This window comes from Klebsiella sp. C239 (assembly GCF_048822715.1).
GTDB lineage: Bacteria > Pseudomonadota > Gammaproteobacteria > Enterobacterales > Enterobacteriaceae > Klebsiella > Klebsiella quasipneumoniae.
This window is the reverse complement of sequence record NZ_JBMEZK010000001.1, coordinates 414,058-430,706: the sequence shown is the minus strand read 5'-3', so window position 1 is coordinate 430,706 and position 16,649 is coordinate 414,058. Positions and strand designations below refer to the sequence as shown.

General features: G+C 60.6%; 11 protein-coding genes. 8 read left to right on the top strand and 3 right to left on the bottom strand.

All coding sequences use genetic code 11. The annotated features are described in order from the left end of the window. Window positions 1-296 precede the first annotated feature (296 nt). The 8 genes from ACOI6Z_RS01965 (at window position 297) to yegS (ending at window position 14,185) form a co-directional block, all read left to right on the top strand. On the top strand, window positions 297-1,535 hold the full coding sequence (locus ACOI6Z_RS01965; RefSeq protein ID WP_420686844.1) for an MdtA/MuxA family multidrug efflux RND transporter periplasmic adaptor subunit: 1,239 nt from the start codon (window positions 297-299) through the stop codon (window positions 1,533-1,535). Beyond that, window positions 1,535-4,657, top strand: coding sequence for an MdtB/MuxB family multidrug efflux RND transporter permease subunit (locus ACOI6Z_RS01960; RefSeq protein WP_023290393.1), 3,123 nt, complete (start codon window positions 1,535-1,537; stop codon window positions 4,655-4,657). The genes ACOI6Z_RS01965 and ACOI6Z_RS01960 overlap by 1 nt, the downstream gene beginning before the upstream one ends. After that, window positions 4,658-7,735: a multidrug efflux RND transporter permease subunit MdtC gene (gene mdtC / locus ACOI6Z_RS01955; protein WP_032453476.1), complete on the top strand. Its 3,078-nt coding sequence runs from the start codon at window positions 4,658-4,660 to the stop codon at window positions 7,733-7,735. Between the two features lies 1 nt (window position 7,736). Then, window positions 7,737-9,152, top strand: coding sequence for an MFS transporter (locus ACOI6Z_RS01950; RefSeq protein WP_105491221.1), 1,416 nt, complete (start codon window positions 7,737-7,739; stop codon window positions 9,150-9,152). Continuing rightward, window positions 9,149-10,645, top strand: coding sequence for a two-component system sensor histidine kinase BaeS (gene baeS / locus ACOI6Z_RS01945; RefSeq protein WP_023290396.1), 1,497 nt, complete (start codon window positions 9,149-9,151; stop codon window positions 10,643-10,645). The genes ACOI6Z_RS01950 and baeS overlap by 4 nt, the downstream gene beginning before the upstream one ends. Continuing rightward, on the top strand, window positions 10,642-11,364 hold the full coding sequence (gene baeR / locus ACOI6Z_RS01940; RefSeq protein WP_023290397.1) for a two-component system response regulator BaeR: 723 nt from the start codon (window positions 10,642-10,644) through the stop codon (window positions 11,362-11,364). Before baeS ends, baeR begins: the two co-directional genes overlap by 4 nt. 320 nt (window positions 11,365-11,684) lie before the next feature. Further along, window positions 11,685-13,046, top strand: coding sequence for a tRNA 5-hydroxyuridine modification protein YegQ (yegQ, locus tag ACOI6Z_RS01935; RefSeq protein ID WP_004201559.1), 1,362 nt, complete (start codon window positions 11,685-11,687; stop codon window positions 13,044-13,046). 242 nt (window positions 13,047-13,288) lie between these two features. Next, entirely contained in the window at window positions 13,289-14,185 is an 897-nt protein-coding gene (gene yegS / locus ACOI6Z_RS01930) for a lipid kinase YegS (RefSeq protein ID WP_023290399.1), read from the top strand. On the opposite strand, the gene ACOI6Z_RS01925 is transcribed toward yegS, so the two are convergent. From ACOI6Z_RS01925 to ACOI6Z_RS01915, 3 genes are all read right to left on the bottom strand, one after another. Next, entirely contained in the window at window positions 14,186-14,656 is a 471-nt protein-coding gene (locus tag ACOI6Z_RS01925) for a hypothetical protein (RefSeq protein ID WP_233672587.1), read from the bottom strand. Next, window positions 14,643-15,452: a winged helix-turn-helix domain-containing protein gene (locus ACOI6Z_RS01920; RefSeq protein WP_420686839.1), complete on the bottom strand. Its 810-nt coding sequence runs from the start codon at window positions 15,450-15,452 to the stop codon at window positions 14,643-14,645. Before ACOI6Z_RS01920 ends, ACOI6Z_RS01925 begins: the two co-directional genes overlap by 14 nt. A gap of 419 nt (window positions 15,453-15,871) precedes the next feature. Then, window positions 15,872-16,645: an ABC transporter ATP-binding protein gene (locus ACOI6Z_RS01915; protein ID WP_023321305.1), complete on the bottom strand. Its 774-nt coding sequence runs from the start codon at window positions 16,643-16,645 to the stop codon at window positions 15,872-15,874. Between the last annotated feature and the right edge of the window lie 4 nt (window positions 16,646-16,649).

The following is a 16,649-nucleotide window of genomic DNA, read 5'->3' as shown; positions in this document are numbered from 1 at the left end:
ATGACCTCTGATTATTCAACACGTTGATTTTTAAGTGCATATTTTATTATTATGGAAATGCACTGATTTATTCACCGCATAAATCTAATTAAAGCCCTTGCGGATACAACTATTTTTTACTTTTTTAAACTAAAAGTTGATATCACCCCGGAAATCGGCGGCGAGACCGCCCGCTATCGCCGCCGTTATCCAGACATTTCTCAACCTTCTTTTCATAATTCCTCCATTTTTACGGCCCCTTCCCTCACTAAACTAGTATCATTCAGCGAAACGCTTCAGGATGAGACCGTAAACTAATGAAAGGCAGTAACATACGTCGTTGGGGCGCCGCGCTGGCGGTAGTGATTATCGCCGGGGCCGCCTACTGGTTCTGGCACGATCGTGGAACGAGCGGCAACGGGACGCCCGCCGCCGGGCAGGGTCCGCAGGGGCCGGGCGGCGCGCGCCATGGTCGCTTTGGCGGCGCGCTGGCGCCGGTGCAGGCCGCCACCGCGACCGAACAAGCGGTGCCGCGCTATCTTACCGGGCTGGGTACCGTGACGGCGGCCAATACCGTCACCGTCCGCAGCCGGGTCGACGGCCAGCTGCTGAGCCTTCACTTCCAGGAGGGGCAGCAGGTCAAAGCCGGCGATCTGCTGGCGCAGATCGACCCCAGCCAGTTTAAGGTGGCCCTCGCCCAGGCGCAGGGTCAGCTGGCGAAAGATAACGCTACCCTGGCCAACGCCCGCCGCGATCTGGCCCGTTACCAGCAGCTGGTGAAAACCAACCTCGTCTCCCGCCAGGAGCTCGACACCCAGCAGTCGCTGGTGGTGGAATCCGCCGGCACCGTGAAGGCCGATGAAGCCGCCGTCGCCAGCGCCCAGCTGCAGCTCGACTGGACGCGCATCATCGCGCCGATTGACGGCCGCGTCGGCTTAAAGCAGGTGGATATCGGCAACCAGATTTCCAGCGGGGATACCACCGGGATTGTGGTTCTCACCCAGACGCACCCGATCGACGTGGTCTTTACCCTGCCGGAAAGCACCATCGCCACGGTGGTGCAGGCGCAGAAAGCGGGCAAAGCGCTCAGCGTCGAAGCCTGGGACCGCACCAATAAGCAGAAAATCAGCGTCGGGGAGCTGCTGAGCCTCGACAACCAGATCGATGCGACCACCGGGACCATCAAGCTGAAGGCGCGCTTTAGCAATCTGGACGACGCCCTGTTCCCCAACCAGTTCGTTAACGCCCGCCTGCTGGTGGATACCCAGCAGAACGCGGTGGTGATCCCTGCCGCCGCCCTGCAGATGGGCAACGAAGGGCATTTTGTATGGGTGCTGAACGATGAGAATAAGGTCAGCAAACACAGCGTCACCCCGGGGATTCAGGACAGCCAGAAAGTGGTGATCAGCGCCGGGCTTTCCGCCGGGGATCGCGTGGTCACCGACGGGATTGACCGCCTGACCGAAGGGGCGAAAGTGGAAGTTGTCACCGCCAGCAGCGGCGAGCAGGCGCAGCCCGCCCCGCGCCAGAGCGGTAAACACGGAGCGCGTTCCTGATGCAGGTGTTACCCCCAGGCCGCACCGGCGGCCCGTCCCGGCTATTTATTATGCGTCCGGTGGCCACCACGCTGCTGATGGTGGCGATCCTGCTGGCCGGGATTATCGGCTACCGTTTTCTGCCGGTCTCCGCCCTGCCGGAGGTCGATTACCCGACCATCCAGGTGGTCACCCTCTATCCGGGCGCCAGCCCGGACGTGGTGACCTCCGCCATCACCGCCCCGCTGGAGCGCCAGTTCGGCCAGATGTCCGGCCTTAAGCAGATGTCCTCCCAAAGCTCCGGCGGCGCCTCGGTCGTCACGCTCCAGTTCCAGCTGACCCTGCCGCTGGACGTCGCCGAGCAGGAAGTGCAGGCGGCCATTAACGCCGCCACCAACCTGCTGCCGAGCGATCTGCCCAACCCGCCGGTCTACAGCAAGGTCAACCCGGCGGATCCGCCGATCATGACCCTCGCCGTCACCTCCTCGGCCATTCCGATGACCCAGGTGGAGGATATGGTGGAGACCCGGGTGGCGCAGAAGATTTCTCAGGTTTCCGGCGTCGGTCTGGTGACCCTCGCCGGCGGCCAGCGCCCGGCGGTGCGGGTCAAGCTGAACGCCCAGGCCATCGCCGCCCTCGGCCTGACCAGCGAAACCGTGCGCACCGCCATCACCAGCGCCAACGTCAACTCGGCGAAAGGCAGCCTCGACGGCCCGGCCCGCGCGGTGACGCTTTCCGCTAACGATCAGATGCAGTCCGCTGAGGATTACCGCCGGCTGATTATCGCTTATCAGAACGGGGCGCCGATCCGCCTTGGCGACGTCGCCAGCGTCGAACAAGGCGCTGAGAACAGCTGGCTGGGGGCGTGGGCCAACCAGCAGCGGGCCATCGTGATGAACGTCCAGCGTCAGCCGGGGGCCAACATTATCGACACCGCCGACAGCATTCGCCAGATGCTGCCGCAGCTCACCGAGAGCCTGCCAAAATCGGTGAAGGTGCAGGTTCTTTCCGACCGGACCACCAATATTCGCGCCTCGGTGCGCGACACGCAGTTTGAGCTGATGCTGGCCATCGCCCTGGTGGTGATGATCATCTATCTGTTCCTGCGCAACGTCCCGGCGACCATTATTCCCGGCGTCGCGGTGCCGCTGTCGCTGGTGGGCACCTTCGCGGTGATGGTGTTCCTCGACTTCTCCATCAACAACCTGACGCTGATGGCCCTGACCATCGCCACCGGCTTTGTGGTGGATGACGCCATCGTGGTGATCGAGAACATCTCGCGCTATATCGAAAAAGGCGAGAAACCGCTGGCCGCCGCGCTGAAAGGCGCAGGGGAAATTGGCTTCACCATTATCTCCCTCACCTTCTCGCTGATCGCGGTGCTGATCCCGCTGCTGTTTATGGGCGATATCGTCGGCCGCCTGTTCCGCGAATTCGCTGTCACCCTTGCCGTCGCTATCCTGATCTCGGCGGTGGTCTCCCTGACCCTGACGCCGATGATGTGCGCCCGCATGTTAAGCCACGAATCGCTGCGCAAGCAGAACCGCTTCTCGCGGGCCAGCGAGCGCTTCTTTGACCGGGTGATCGCCGTCTATGGCCGCTGGCTGAGCCGGGTGCTGAACCATCCGTGGCTGACGCTCGGCGTCGCCCTGAGCACCCTGGCGCTGTCGATCCTGCTGTGGATCTTTATTCCCAAAGGCTTCTTCCCGATTCAGGATAACGGCATTATCCAGGGCACCCTCCAGGCGCCGCAGTCGGTCTCGTTCGCCAGCATGGCCCAGCGCCAGCAGCAGGTTTCCGACATTATCCTCAAGGATCCGGCGGTGGAGAGCCTGACCTCGTTTGTCGGCGTCGACGGCACCAACCCGGCGCTGAACAGCGCCCGCCTGCAGATCAACCTCAAGCCGCTGGATGAACGCGACGACCGCGTTCAGACGGTGATTAGCCGTCTGCAGCAGGCGGTGGCCGGCGTCCCCGGCGTGGCGCTCTATCTGCAGCCGACCCAGGATCTGACCATCGACACCACGGTGAGCCGCACCCAGTACCAGTTCACTCTGCAGGCGAACTCCCTCGAGGCGCTGAGCACCTGGGTGCCGCCGCTGCTCAGCCGCCTGCAGGCTCAGCCGCAGCTGGCCGACGTCAGTAGCGACTGGCAGGACAAAGGCCTGGCCGCCTACATCAAGGTGGACCGGGACAGCGCCAGCCGCCTCGGCATCTCGATGGCGGACGTCGATAACGCGCTGTACAACGCCTTCGGCCAGCGGCTGATCTCCACCATTTACACCCAGGCGAATCAGTATCGCGTGGTGCTTGAGCAGGATACCGAAGCGACGCCGGGCCTGGCGGCGCTGGATAATATCCGCCTGACCAGCAGCGACGGCGGCATTGTGCCGCTGACCGCCATCGCCACGGTGGAGCAGCGCTTTACCCCGCTGTCGGTGAACCACCTCGATCAGTTCCCGGTGACCACCATCTCGTTTAACGTGCCGGACAACTATTCGCTCGGCGAAGCGGTGGAGGCGATCCTCGCCGCCGAACAGTCGCTGGATTTCCCGACCGATATCCGCACCCAGTTCCAGGGCAGCTCGCTGGCCTTCCAGTCGGCGCTGGGCAGCACCGTCTGGCTGGTCGTTGCCGCGGTGGTGGCGATGTATATCGTGCTGGGGGTGCTGTATGAAAGCTTTATCCATCCGATCACCATTCTCTCCACCCTGCCCACCGCCGGGGTCGGGGCGCTGCTGGCGCTGTGGCTGGCGGGCAGCGAGCTGGACGTGATCGCCATCATCGGCATTATTCTGCTGATCGGCATCGTGAAGAAGAACGCCATCATGATGATCGACTTCGCGCTGGCCGCCGAGCGCGAGCAGGGCATGCCGCCGCGGGAGGCGATCTATCAGGCCTGTCTGCTGCGTTTTCGCCCGATCCTGATGACCACCCTCGCCGCCCTGCTCGGCGCCCTGCCGCTGATGCTGAGCACCGGCGTCGGCGCCGAGCTGCGGCGTCCGCTGGGGATCGGCATGGTCGGCGGTCTGATGCTCAGCCAGGTGCTGACCCTGTTCACCACCCCGGTGATCTACCTGCTGTTCGACCGCCTGTCGCTGCATCTGAAGCGTCGCTTCCCGCGTCAGGAAGAGGAGGCGTAAGTGAAGTTTTTCGCCCTCTTCATTTACCGCCCGGTGGCGACGATCCTCATCTCGCTGGCCATCACCCTGTGCGGCATTCTCGGCTTCCGGCTGCTGCCGGTGGCCCCGCTGCCGCAGGTGGATTTCCCGGTGATCATGGTCAGCGCCTCGCTGCCGGGGGCCTCGCCGGAGACTATGGCTTCGTCGGTGGCCACCCCGCTGGAGCGCTCCCTGGGGCGGATTGCCGGGGTCAATGAGATGACCTCCTCCAGCTCGCTCGGCAGCACCCGCATCATTCTCGAGTTTAACTTCGACCGCGATATCAACGGCGCGGCGCGCGACGTGCAGGCGGCGATCAACGCCGCGCAAAGCTTGCTGCCGAGCGGGATGCCGAGCCGTCCGACCTACCGCAAAGCCAACCCGTCGGATGCGCCGATCATGATCCTGACGCTGACCTCGGATACCTACTCCCAGGGTGAGCTGTATGATTTCGCCTCCACCCAGCTGGCGCAGACCATCGCGCAGATCGACGGCGTCGGCGATGTCGACGTCGGCGGCAGCTCTCTGCCGGCGGTGCGCGTCGATCTCAACCCGCAGGCGCTGTTCAACCAGGGCGTGTCGCTGGACGCGGTGCGCACCGCCATCAGCGACGCTAACGTGCGCAAACCGCAGGGGGCGCTGGAGGACAGCGCCCACCGCTGGCAGGTGCAGACCAACGATGAGCTGAAGACCGCCGCCGACTATCAGCCGCTGATCGTCCACTACCAGAACGGCGCCGCGGTGCGGCTGGGGGATGTCGCCACCGTCTCGGATTCGGTGCAGGATGTGCGCAACGCCGGGATGACCAACGCCAAACCGGCGATCCTGCTGATGATCCGCAAACTGCCGGAAGCCAATATCATCCAGACGGTGGACAGCATCCGCGCCCGCCTGCCGGAGCTGCAGCAGACCATTCCGGCGGCCATCGATCTGCAGATCGCCCAGGACCGCTCGCCGACTATTCGCGCCTCGCTGGAGGAGGTGGAGCAGACGCTGGTGATCTCGGTGGCGCTGGTGATCCTAGTGGTGTTCCTCTTCCTGCGATCCGGGCGCGCGACGCTGATCCCGGCGGTGGCGGTTCCGGTTTCCTTAATCGGTACCTTCGCCGCCATGTACCTGTGCGGCTTCAGCCTTAACAACCTGTCGCTGATGGCGCTGACCATCGCCACCGGCTTCGTGGTGGATGACGCCATCGTGGTGCTGGAGAATATCTCCCGCCATCTGGAGGCGGGGATGAAACCGCTGCAGGCGGCGCTGCAGGGGAGCCGCGAGGTCGGCTTTACCGTCCTGTCGATGAGCCTGTCGCTGGTGGCGGTGTTTTTGCCGCTGCTGCTGATGGGCGGCCTGCCCGGCCGCCTGCTGCGCGAGTTCGCCGTCACCCTGTCGGTGGCGATCGGCATCTCGCTGGCGGTCTCCCTCACCCTGACGCCGATGATGTGCGGCTGGCTGCTGAAAAGCGGCAAACCCCACCAGCCGACGCGCAACCGCGGCTTTGGCCGCCTGCTGGTGGCCATGCAGGGCGGCTATGGTAAGTCGTTAAAATGGGTGCTGAAGCACAGCCGCCTGACCGGCCTGGTGGTGCTGGGCACCATCGCCCTCAGCGTCTGGCTCTATATCTCGATCCCGAAAACCTTCTTCCCGGAGCAGGACACCGGGGTGCTGATGGGCGGCATTCAGGCCGACCAGAGCATCTCCTTCCAGGCGATGCGCGGCAAGCTGCAGGACTTTATGCAGATCATTCGCGAAGATCCGGCGGTGGATAACGTCACCGGGTTTACCGGCGGCTCGCGGGTCAACAGCGGGATGATGTTTATCACCCTCAAACCGCGCGACCAGCGCCACGAGACGGCGCAGCAGGTGATCGACCGGCTGCGCAAAAAGCTGGCCAACGAGCCCGGGGCCAATCTGTTCCTGATGGCGGTGCAGGATATCCGCGTCGGCGGCCGGCAGTCGAACGCCAGCTATCAGTACACCCTGCTGTCCGATGACCTGTCGGCGCTGCGCGAATGGGAGCCGAAGATCCGCAAAGCGCTGGCGGCGCTACCTGAGCTGGCGGACGTCAACTCGGATCAGCAGGACAATGGCGCCGAAATGGACCTGGTCTATGACCGGGATACCATGTCGCGCCTTGGCATCAGCGTTCAGGACGCCAACAACCTGCTGAACAATGCCTTCGGCCAGCGGCAGATCTCCACCATCTACCAGCCGCTGAACCAGTATAAAGTGGTGATGCAGGTCGACCCGGCCTATACCCAGGACGTCAGCGCCCTGGATAAGATGTTTGTCATCAACAGCGAGGGCAAGCCGATCCCGCTGGCCTACTTCGCCAAATGGCAGCCGGCCAACGCCCCGCTGTCGGTGAACCACCAGGGGCTGTCGGCGGCGTCCACTATCTCCTTTAACCTGCCCACCGGCCGCTCGCTGTCAGAAGCCAGCGAGGCGATTAACCGCGCGATGACCCAGCTCGGGGTGCCGTCCACCGTACGCGGCTCCTTTGCCGGTACCGCTCAGGTGTTCCAGCAGACCATGAACGCGCAGGTGATCCTGATCCTCGCGGCCATCGCCACGGTCTATATCGTGCTGGGGATGCTCTACGAGAGCTATGTGCATCCGTTGACCATCCTTTCGACGCTGCCCTCCGCCGGGGTGGGCGCGCTGCTGGCGCTGGAGATATTCGATGCCCCGTTCAGCCTCATCGCCCTTATCGGGATCATGTTATTAATTGGCATCGTGAAGAAAAACGCCATCATGATGGTTGATTTTGCCCTTGAGGCGCAGCGCACCGGCAACCTGACGCCGGAAGAGGCGATTTTCCAGGCCTGCCTGCTGCGTTTCCGGCCGATTATGATGACCACCCTCGCCGCGCTGTTCGGCGCCCTGCCGCTGGTGCTCTCCGGCGGCGACGGCTCCGAGCTGCGCCAGCCGCTGGGGATCACCATCGTCGGCGGTCTGGTGATGAGCCAGCTGTTAACGCTCTACACCACGCCGGTGGTCTATCTTTTCTTTGACCGTTTGCGGCTGCGTTTTTCGCGTCATTCCACTCAACCGGTAAGCGAATAAGATGACAGACCTCCCGGCCAGCGTGCGCTGGCAGCTATGGATAGTGGCGTTCGGCTTCTTTATGCAGTCGCTGGACACCACCATCGTCAACACCGCCCTCCCCTCGATGGCCAAAAGCCTCGGGGAGAGTCCGCTGCATATGCATATGATCATCGTCTCCTATGTCCTGACGGTGGCGGTGATGCTCCCGGCCAGCGGCTGGCTGGCCGACCGGGTCGGGGTGCGCAATATTTTCTTTACCGCCATCGTGCTGTTTACCGCCGGATCGCTGTTTTGCGCCCAGGCCAGCACCCTCGACCAGCTGGTGATGGCCCGGGTGCTGCAGGGGGTCGGCGGCGCAATGATGGTGCCGGTCGGCCGCCTGACGGTGATGAAGATCGTCCCGCGCGATCAGTACATGGCGGCGATGACCTTCGTTACCCTGCCGGGGCAGGTCGGCCCCCTGCTCGGCCCGGCGCTGGGCGGGGTGCTGGTGGAGTACGCCTCCTGGCACTGGATCTTCCTTATTAACATCCCGGTGGGGATCGTCGGGGCCATCGCCACCCTCTGCCTGATGCCCAACTACACCATGCAGACCCGGCGCTTCGATCTCGCCGGCTTTGTGCTGCTGGCGGCCGGGATGGCGACCCTGACCCTGGCCCTGGACGGCCAGAAAGGGCTCGGCATATCGACACGCTGGCTGGCGGGACTGGTGGCCATCGGCCTCGCCGCCCTGCTGCTGTACCTGTGGCATGCCCGCGGTAACGCCCGGGCGCTGTTCAGCCTCAACCTGTTTCGCAACCGCACCTTCTCCCTTGGCCTCGGCGGCAGCTTCGCCGGGCGCATCGGCAGCGGCATGCTGCCGTTTATGACCCCGGTGTTTCTGCAGATCGGCCTCGGCTTTAGCCCCTTCCACGCCGGGCTGATGATGATCCCGATGGTGCTCGGCAGCATGGGGATGAAGCGGATCGTGGTCCAGGTGGTCAACCGCTTCGGCTATCGTCGGGTGCTGGTCGCCAGCACTCTGGGCCTGGCGGCGGTCAGCCTGCTGTTTATGTTTAGCGCCCTGGCGGGCTGGTATTATGTGCTGCCGCTGATCCTGTTTCTGCAGGGGATGATCAACGCCAGCCGCTTCTCCTCGATGAATACCCTGACCCTGAAAGATCTCCCCGACGATCTGGCCAGCAGCGGCAACAGTCTGCTGTCGATGGTGATGCAGTTGTCGATGAGTATTGGCGTGACCATCGCCGGGCTGCTGCTGGGGCTGTACGGCCAGCAGCATATGAGCCTCGACGCCGCCGGCACCCATCAGGTCTTTCTCTATACCTATCTGAGCATGGCGGCGATCATCGCCCTGCCAGCGCTCATCTTTTCCCGGGTACCGGATGACGTCGGCAGTAATACCGTCATTCGTCGACGCAACAGGAGTGGATCGTGAAATTTTGGCGCCCGGGCATTACCGGTAAGCTGTTCCTCGCTATTTTCGCCACCTGCATCGTGCTGCTGATCAGCATGCACTGGGCGGTGCGCATCAGTTTCGAACGCGGATTTATCGATTACATCAAGCGCGGCAATGAGCAGCGGTTAACCATGCTCAGCGACGCGCTGAGCGAGCAGTATGCCCAGCACGGCAGCTGGGCGTTTCTGCGCAACAACGACCGCTTTATCTTCCAGCTGCTGCGCACCTTCGAACGGGATAATGACGACCGCTCGCCGCCGGGGCACGCCATGAAGCCGGGGGCGATGGACGCGCCGGACGCTGGTCCGGACGGGCCGCCGCCGGATGGCCCCCCTGACGGCCCGCGCCCGAGGCCGGAAATGCCGCCCCACGGCTGGCGCACCATGTTCTGGGTGGTCGATCAGTCTGGCCGCGTGCTGGTGGGCCCCCGCGAGCGCGTGCCGGAGGACGGCAGCCAGCGCAGCATTATGGTCAACGGCGTGGAGGTAGGCAGAGTGATCGCCTCGCCGGTGGAAAGGCTAACCCGCAATACCGACATTAACTTCGACCGGCAGCAGAAGCGCACCAGCTGGCTGATCGTTGCCCTTGCCACCCTGCTTGCCGCGCTGGCCACCTTCCCGCTGGCCCGCGGCCTGCTGGCGCCGGTGAAGCGGCTGGTGGAAGGCACCCATAAGCTGGCGGCGGGCGACTTTTCCACCCGCGTGACGGTGACCGGCGGCGATGAGCTCGGCCGCCTGGCGCAGGATTTTAACCAGCTCGCCAGCACCCTGGAGCGCAACCAGCAGATGCGTCGCGATCTGATGGCCGACATCTCCCATGAACTGCGTACCCCGCTGGCGGTGCTGCGCGGCGAACTGGAGGCAATTCAGGACGGGGTCCGGCGCTTCACTCCTGAGTCCATTCCCTCCCTGCAGGCCGAAGTCGCCACCCTCACCAAGCTGGTGGACGACCTTCACCAGCTGTCGATGTCCGATGAGGGCGCGCTGGCCTACCAGAAAACCTCGCTGGATATCATCACCCTGCTGGAGGTGGCCGCAGGCGCGTTTCGCGAGCGCTTCGCCGGCCGGCAGCTGAGCATTCAGGTGTCGCTCCCGGAGCAGGCGATGATCTTCGGCGACCGCGACCGCCTGATGCAGCTCTTCAACAATCTGCTGGAGAACAGCCTGCGCTATACCGACAGCGGCGGCAGCCTGCACATTACCGCCCGCCGCAGCGGACGGATGCTGGTGATCGACTTCGCCGACAGCGCCCCCGGGGTCAGCGATGAGCAGCTGGCCCGCCTGTGCGAACGCTTTTATCGGGCGGAAGGATCGCGCAACCGCGCCAGCGGCGGCTCCGGCCTCGGGCTGGCGATTTGCCTCAATATCGTAGCGGCCCACGGCGGCGCCCTGCGCGCCGACCATTCGCCTTTTGGCGGGGTTAGCATTAAAGTTGAGTTACCTCTGGAACATGATTTACCGAGAGACGTATGACTGAATTGCCTGTAGATGAAAACACACCGCGCATTCTGATCGTGGAAGATGAACCCAAGCTCGGCCAGCTGCTGATTGATTATCTGCAGGCCGCCGGCTATGCGCCTACGCTGATTAACCATGGCGACAAGGTCCTGCCCTACGTTCGGCAGACCCCGCCGGATCTGATCCTGCTGGATCTGATGCTGCCCGGCACCGACGGCCTGACGCTGTGCCGGGAAATCCGCCGCTTCTCCGACGTTCCGGTGGTGATGGTGACGGCGAAAATCGAAGAGATCGACCGCCTGCTGGGGCTGGAGATCGGCGCCGACGACTATATCTGCAAGCCCTACAGCCCGCGGGAAGTGGTCGCCCGGGTGAAAACCATTCTCCGCCGCTGCAAGCCGCAGCGCGACCTGCAGGCGCTGGACGCCCAGAGCCCGCTGATTGTCGACGAGGGGCGTTTTCAGGCCTCGTGGCGCGACAAGCTGCTGGACCTCACCCCCGCCGAGTTCCGGCTGCTGAAAACCCTCTCCCAGGAGCCAGGGAAGGTCTTCTCCCGCGAACAGTTGCTCAACCATCTGTATGACGACTATCGGGTAGTGACCGACCGCACCATCGACAGCCACATCAAGAACCTGCGGCGCAAGCTGGAGGCGCTGGACGCCGAACAGTCGTTTATCCGCGCCGTATACGGGGTTGGCTACCGCTGGGAAGCCGACGCCTGCCGGCTGGCGTAGTTAGCCTTTTCCCGGCTCGCGCTGCGCTTAGCCGGGCTACACGTTCACCGCCGTCTGCAATCCGTAGCCCGGGTAAGGCGTTTACGCCGCAACCCGGGGGAATTCCATAGAGCCTATCCCACCAGGCGTTATTAGTGCTGTCAGTATGAGCACTGCCCAGGTTCAAAATGGCAAACAAATTAGCCATGCTGAAAGATACCCAACTGATATTTACTCCCCTTCGCCGCGGCGCTACAATGCCCGCCCTTAATGTGGGGACACTCCCCCAACTCGCCGCACCGGGTGCGGCGAATCTGACCTGTCATCAGAACGAGAACACCATGTTTAAACCAGAACTCCTTTCCCCGGCGGGAACGCTGAAGAATATGCGTTACGCTTTCGCCTATGGCGCCGATGCCGTTTATGCCGGCCAGCCGCGCTACTCGCTGCGCGTGCGTAACAACGAATTCAATCACGAAAATCTGCAGCTCGGCATCAATGAAGCCCACGCGCTGGGTAAAAAATTCTATGTGGTGGTCAACATCGCCCCGCATAACGCCAAGCTGAAAACGTTTATTCGCGATCTGAAGCCGGTGGTGGAGATGGGTCCGGACGCGCTGATCATGTCCGATCCGGGTTTAATCATGCTGGTGCGGGAAAACTTTCCGGATATGCCGATCCATCTTTCGGTGCAGGCCAACGCCGTCAACTGGGCGACGGTCAAATTCTGGCAGCAGATGGGCCTCACCCGCGTGATCCTGTCGCGTGAACTGTCGCTGGATGAAATCGAAGAAATTCGCCGCCAGGTGCCGGAGATGGAAATTGAGATTTTCGTCCACGGCGCGCTGTGCATGGCCTACTCCGGCCGCTGCCTGCTCTCCGGGTATATCAACAAGCGCGACCCGAACCAGGGCACCTGCACCAACGCCTGCCGCTGGGAATATAACGTGGCGGAAGGCAAAGAGGACGACGTCGGCAACATCGTCCACAAATATGAGCCGATCCCGGTACAGACGGTGGAGCCAACCCTCGGCATCGGCGCGCCGACCGATAAAGTCTTTATGATCGAGGAAGCCAAACGCCCGGGCGAGTACATGACCGCCTTCGAGGACGAGCACGGCACCTACATCATGAACTCGAAAGATCTGCGGGCTATCGCCCACGTTGAGCGTCTGACCCAGATGGGCGTTCACTCGCTGAAGATCGAAGGCCGCACTAAATCCTTCTATTACTGCGCGCGCACCGCACAGGTTTACCGCAAGGCGATCGACGACGCTGCCGCCGGCAAACCTTTCGATACCAGCCTGCTGGAAACGCTGGAAGGGCTGGCCCATCGCGGGTACACCGAAGGCTTCCTGCGCCGCCATACCCATGACGATTATCAGAACTACGAGTACGGCTACTCCCTCTCCGAGCGCCAGCAGTTTGTCGGCGAATTCACCGGGGAGCGTAACGGCCCGCTGGCGGCCGTGGCGGTCAAAAATAAGTTCAGCGTTGGCGACAGCCTCGAACTGATGACCCCGCAGGGTAACGTCAACTTCACCCTCGAGCATATGGAAAATGGCAAAGGCGAAGCCATGCCGGTGGCCCCGGGCGACGGCTATACCGTATGGTTGCCTGTGCCGGATGACCTGCCCCTGCAGTATGCGCTGCTGATGCGCAACTTTACTGGTCAGACAACCAGAAATCCGCACGGTAACTAGTTAATTTGCGTTATTTTTTCACGATGTAAGGATATTAGAATCGGATCACATACCGTTTCGATCGAAACAGGTATCATCCATTTCGCTGAAAAACATAACCCATAAATGCTAGTTGTACCAGGAACCACCTCCTTAGCCTGCGTAATCTCCCTTACGCGGGCTTATTTTTTTGTCTCTCCTCCGGCCTTCGCTGGCGTCATGCGGTACACTTTATGCAACATTGAGCAATAAAGGTTCCCTTGATGATGTCTACGTTTACTGCCAGCTTACTGATCCTTAACGGCAAAGGTGCCAATGAACCGCAGCTACGCGAGGCGGTTAACCTGTTGCGAGACGAAGGGATCGATATCCACGTCCGCGTCACCTGGGAAAAGGGCGATGCCGTACGGTTTATCGATGAAGCCCTGCAGCTGAACGTTGAAACGGTGATCGCCGGCGGCGGCGACGGCACCATTAATGAAGTGGCGACGGCGCTGGTGGAGCGCGGCAGCAGGATGGCGCTGGGGATTTTACCGCTGGGCACGGCCAACGACTTCGCCACCAGCGTCGGTATTCCGCAGGATCTGGCCAGCGCCCTGAAGCTGGCGATCGTCGGCCGCGATGTGCCGATAGATATCGCCCGGGTTAATGATAAGACCGGCTTTATTAATATGGCGACCGGCGGGTTCGGCACCCGGATCACCACCGAAACGCCGGAAAAACTCAAAGCCGCGCTCGGCGGTGTCTCTTATTTAATCCACGGCCTGATGCGCATGGATACCCTGAAGCCGGACCGCTGCGAGATCCGCGGGGAGAACTTTCACTGGCAGGGCGATGCGCTGGTCATCGGTATCGGCAACGGCCGCCAGGCGGGCGGCGGCCAGCAGCTGTGTCCGGAGGCGTTGATTAACGACGGCCTGCTGCATCTGCGCATTTTCACCGGCGAAGAGCTGATCCCTGCCCTCTTCAGCACCCTGGCGAATCCGGAAAACTCGCCGAATATTGTCGACGGCGTCTCCTCGTGGTTTGAGATCACCGCCCCTCATGAGATGACGTTTAACCTCGACGGCGAACCGCTGACCGGCAAAACTTTCCGCATGGAGCTGTTACCGGCGGCCCTGCGCTGCCGGCTGCCGCCCGACTGCCCGCTGCTACGTTGATCAGGTTTCGCAAAGCAAAGACGGCGCCCGGCTGGTATACAGCAGCCGGGTTCGTTGATTGAGCCGCTGAATTTTAAGGTAAAACGGCACCTGCGGCTGCAGGAAAAACTTGGGCAGGATGTTGTTAATATGCTTCTCCTGCTCGGTTTCGCCGATGCTGACAGAGACGGTTTCCGATCGCAGGAAGTAGTGCTGGCCGTCGCGGGTAAAGCTAAACCAGATGTTCTGGTTGATGGTAAACGATTCACCCTGCGGCGGCGTAATCTCTCCCCGGACAATCACCAGCCCACGGGTGCTATCAAATACGAAGCGTAATGAAATATCGCCCTGATAACCTGAGTTTAATAGCCGCATCTCACCGCTGCACTGGAAATGATTGCGCTGCCAGTATTGCCAGGATTTTATCGTCATACCGCTTAATACTCCGATAAATACGATAGCGATTAACCATTTAATTTCACGCCGGCGCATTGACTACCTCCTTAATGTAATATTTGGTGAGGCATTGATTATCACGCCATTGACTAAATGGCTGACGGCAGCGAATCACCGACACCCGCGCTTGCCCGGGATAAAGCGTCAAATAAATCCATGGATATTCTTCGCATTCAAATTTACTGCGCTTGATAAAATTGACATGACGAACATGGTCAACTACGTCATTATTGGCAAAGAAGTGACATTGTTGCGAAAATTTAGCAATTATGGGCGAATAACTTTGCAAATAAGATTCGAATTCTGTTTGCCACGCAACAAATCCACAAACCAGACAACTCAGCAGCGCCGCAAGCCCCCACAAAAGAGAGCGTCGCGGCCTTAACCGCTTTTTTTCGGGCAAACTCGCAGCTGCGACCTCCTTATGAACAGGCTCGTCAACGGGCGCTTGTGGCTCCTCCGCCGTAGGTGCCTTCTCTACATCGTGCGGCTGAGATTCCGTAACCGTTAATGTTGCATCCAGCCTGACGCCTACCCTCGGCACCGTAATAATAATATCCTCGTCTCCCCCCAGCTCCTTAAATGCCCGACGTAACAGGGAAATATTCTGGTAAAAACCGTTGCTGGTTACCTGGGCGCCATGCTTTATCCACACTTCCTCAAAAAAGGTTTCGCGGGCAACAGTATTGCCATCATGCTGAATAAGCAGTAATAAACAGCGGCTGGCCGGCATATTTAAGGAAACCGTTTTCGTCTCGTCAGCAATAAGTATTAGAGCGCTACGCTGAGGAAAAAAGGCAATTCTTCCATTAATCGTATATATTTTTTCCATCCTGTTCTCTGAGAATAGTAATCACGTGGATGAGCGGCAGGGGGTACCCTACTATAAATAGGGTAATCCGCCATGACGTTGATGACATCTTAAGATTATTCGCAGGCGAGTTTACTCTATTACTCAGCAGATCTGGAGGCGTAATACGCAGTTTTTCCTTGTTATTAGCAAGGTTTAAATGAATTTACAGAACGGAATATTTTGTACTTCGAATTGAAATTGGCTATTTATTTCAAAAAAAAATAATAAATACAAGCTATAATTCGTAAAAGATGCATTCACACAACAGATACTTTCATTTTAGATCTAAATACCACACTTACATTAATAGACGATATTTATAACTATAACTACATATCGTTTCAAAGTTTTATCTATAAAATGGGCGCATTTCCCGCGTGACAAATGCGCCATAAAGCTTAGTATGCCGCCACCTCGCGCGCCATTTCGCGCGTATATTGCCGACTGGCGTTGACCAGCATCTGCGTATAGGCCGTCCGCGCCTCGCCGCTGACCAGCGCATCGACCGTCAGGGTTTCAAGGATCTTCCCGTACTGCATCACCGCCACGGTCTGGCATAAATGGGCAATAACCCCGAGATCGTGAGTAACCATCAGGTAAGTGAGCTTAGCCTCCTGCTGCAATTCTGCCAGCAGATTGAGGATCTCCGCCTGCACCGACACATCCAGCGCCGACGTCGGCTCATCCAGCAGCAGTACCTGAGGCTCAAGAATCAGCGCTCTGGCTATCGCCACGCGCTGCCGCTGCCCGCCGGAGAGCTGATGCGGATAGCGCTCGCGAAAGGCACGGTTGAGGCCAACTTTGTCCAGCAGCGCATTGATCCGCCGGTCGCGGTCGTTGATACGATGGATCTGCAGCGGCTCTTCGAGGATATCGCCAATGGTGTGACGAGGATGCAGCGATCCGTAGGGGTCCTGAAATACCATTTGCACCTGACGGCAGCGCCTGCGGCTAATTTCATGCCCTAAGCGCTGACCATCGATGGCCAGCGCCCCCTGCCAGTGGGTAAACAGCCCCGCCAGGCACTTGAGCACCGTCGTTTTACCGGAGCCGGACTCGCCTACCAGACCGTAGATCTCGCCGGGCTTAACGTGGAAACTGACGTCATACAGCACCTGGTTACGCTTCTCCCCCTCGCCAAACGCGAGGTTGAGATGTTGAACTTCAATCATCATC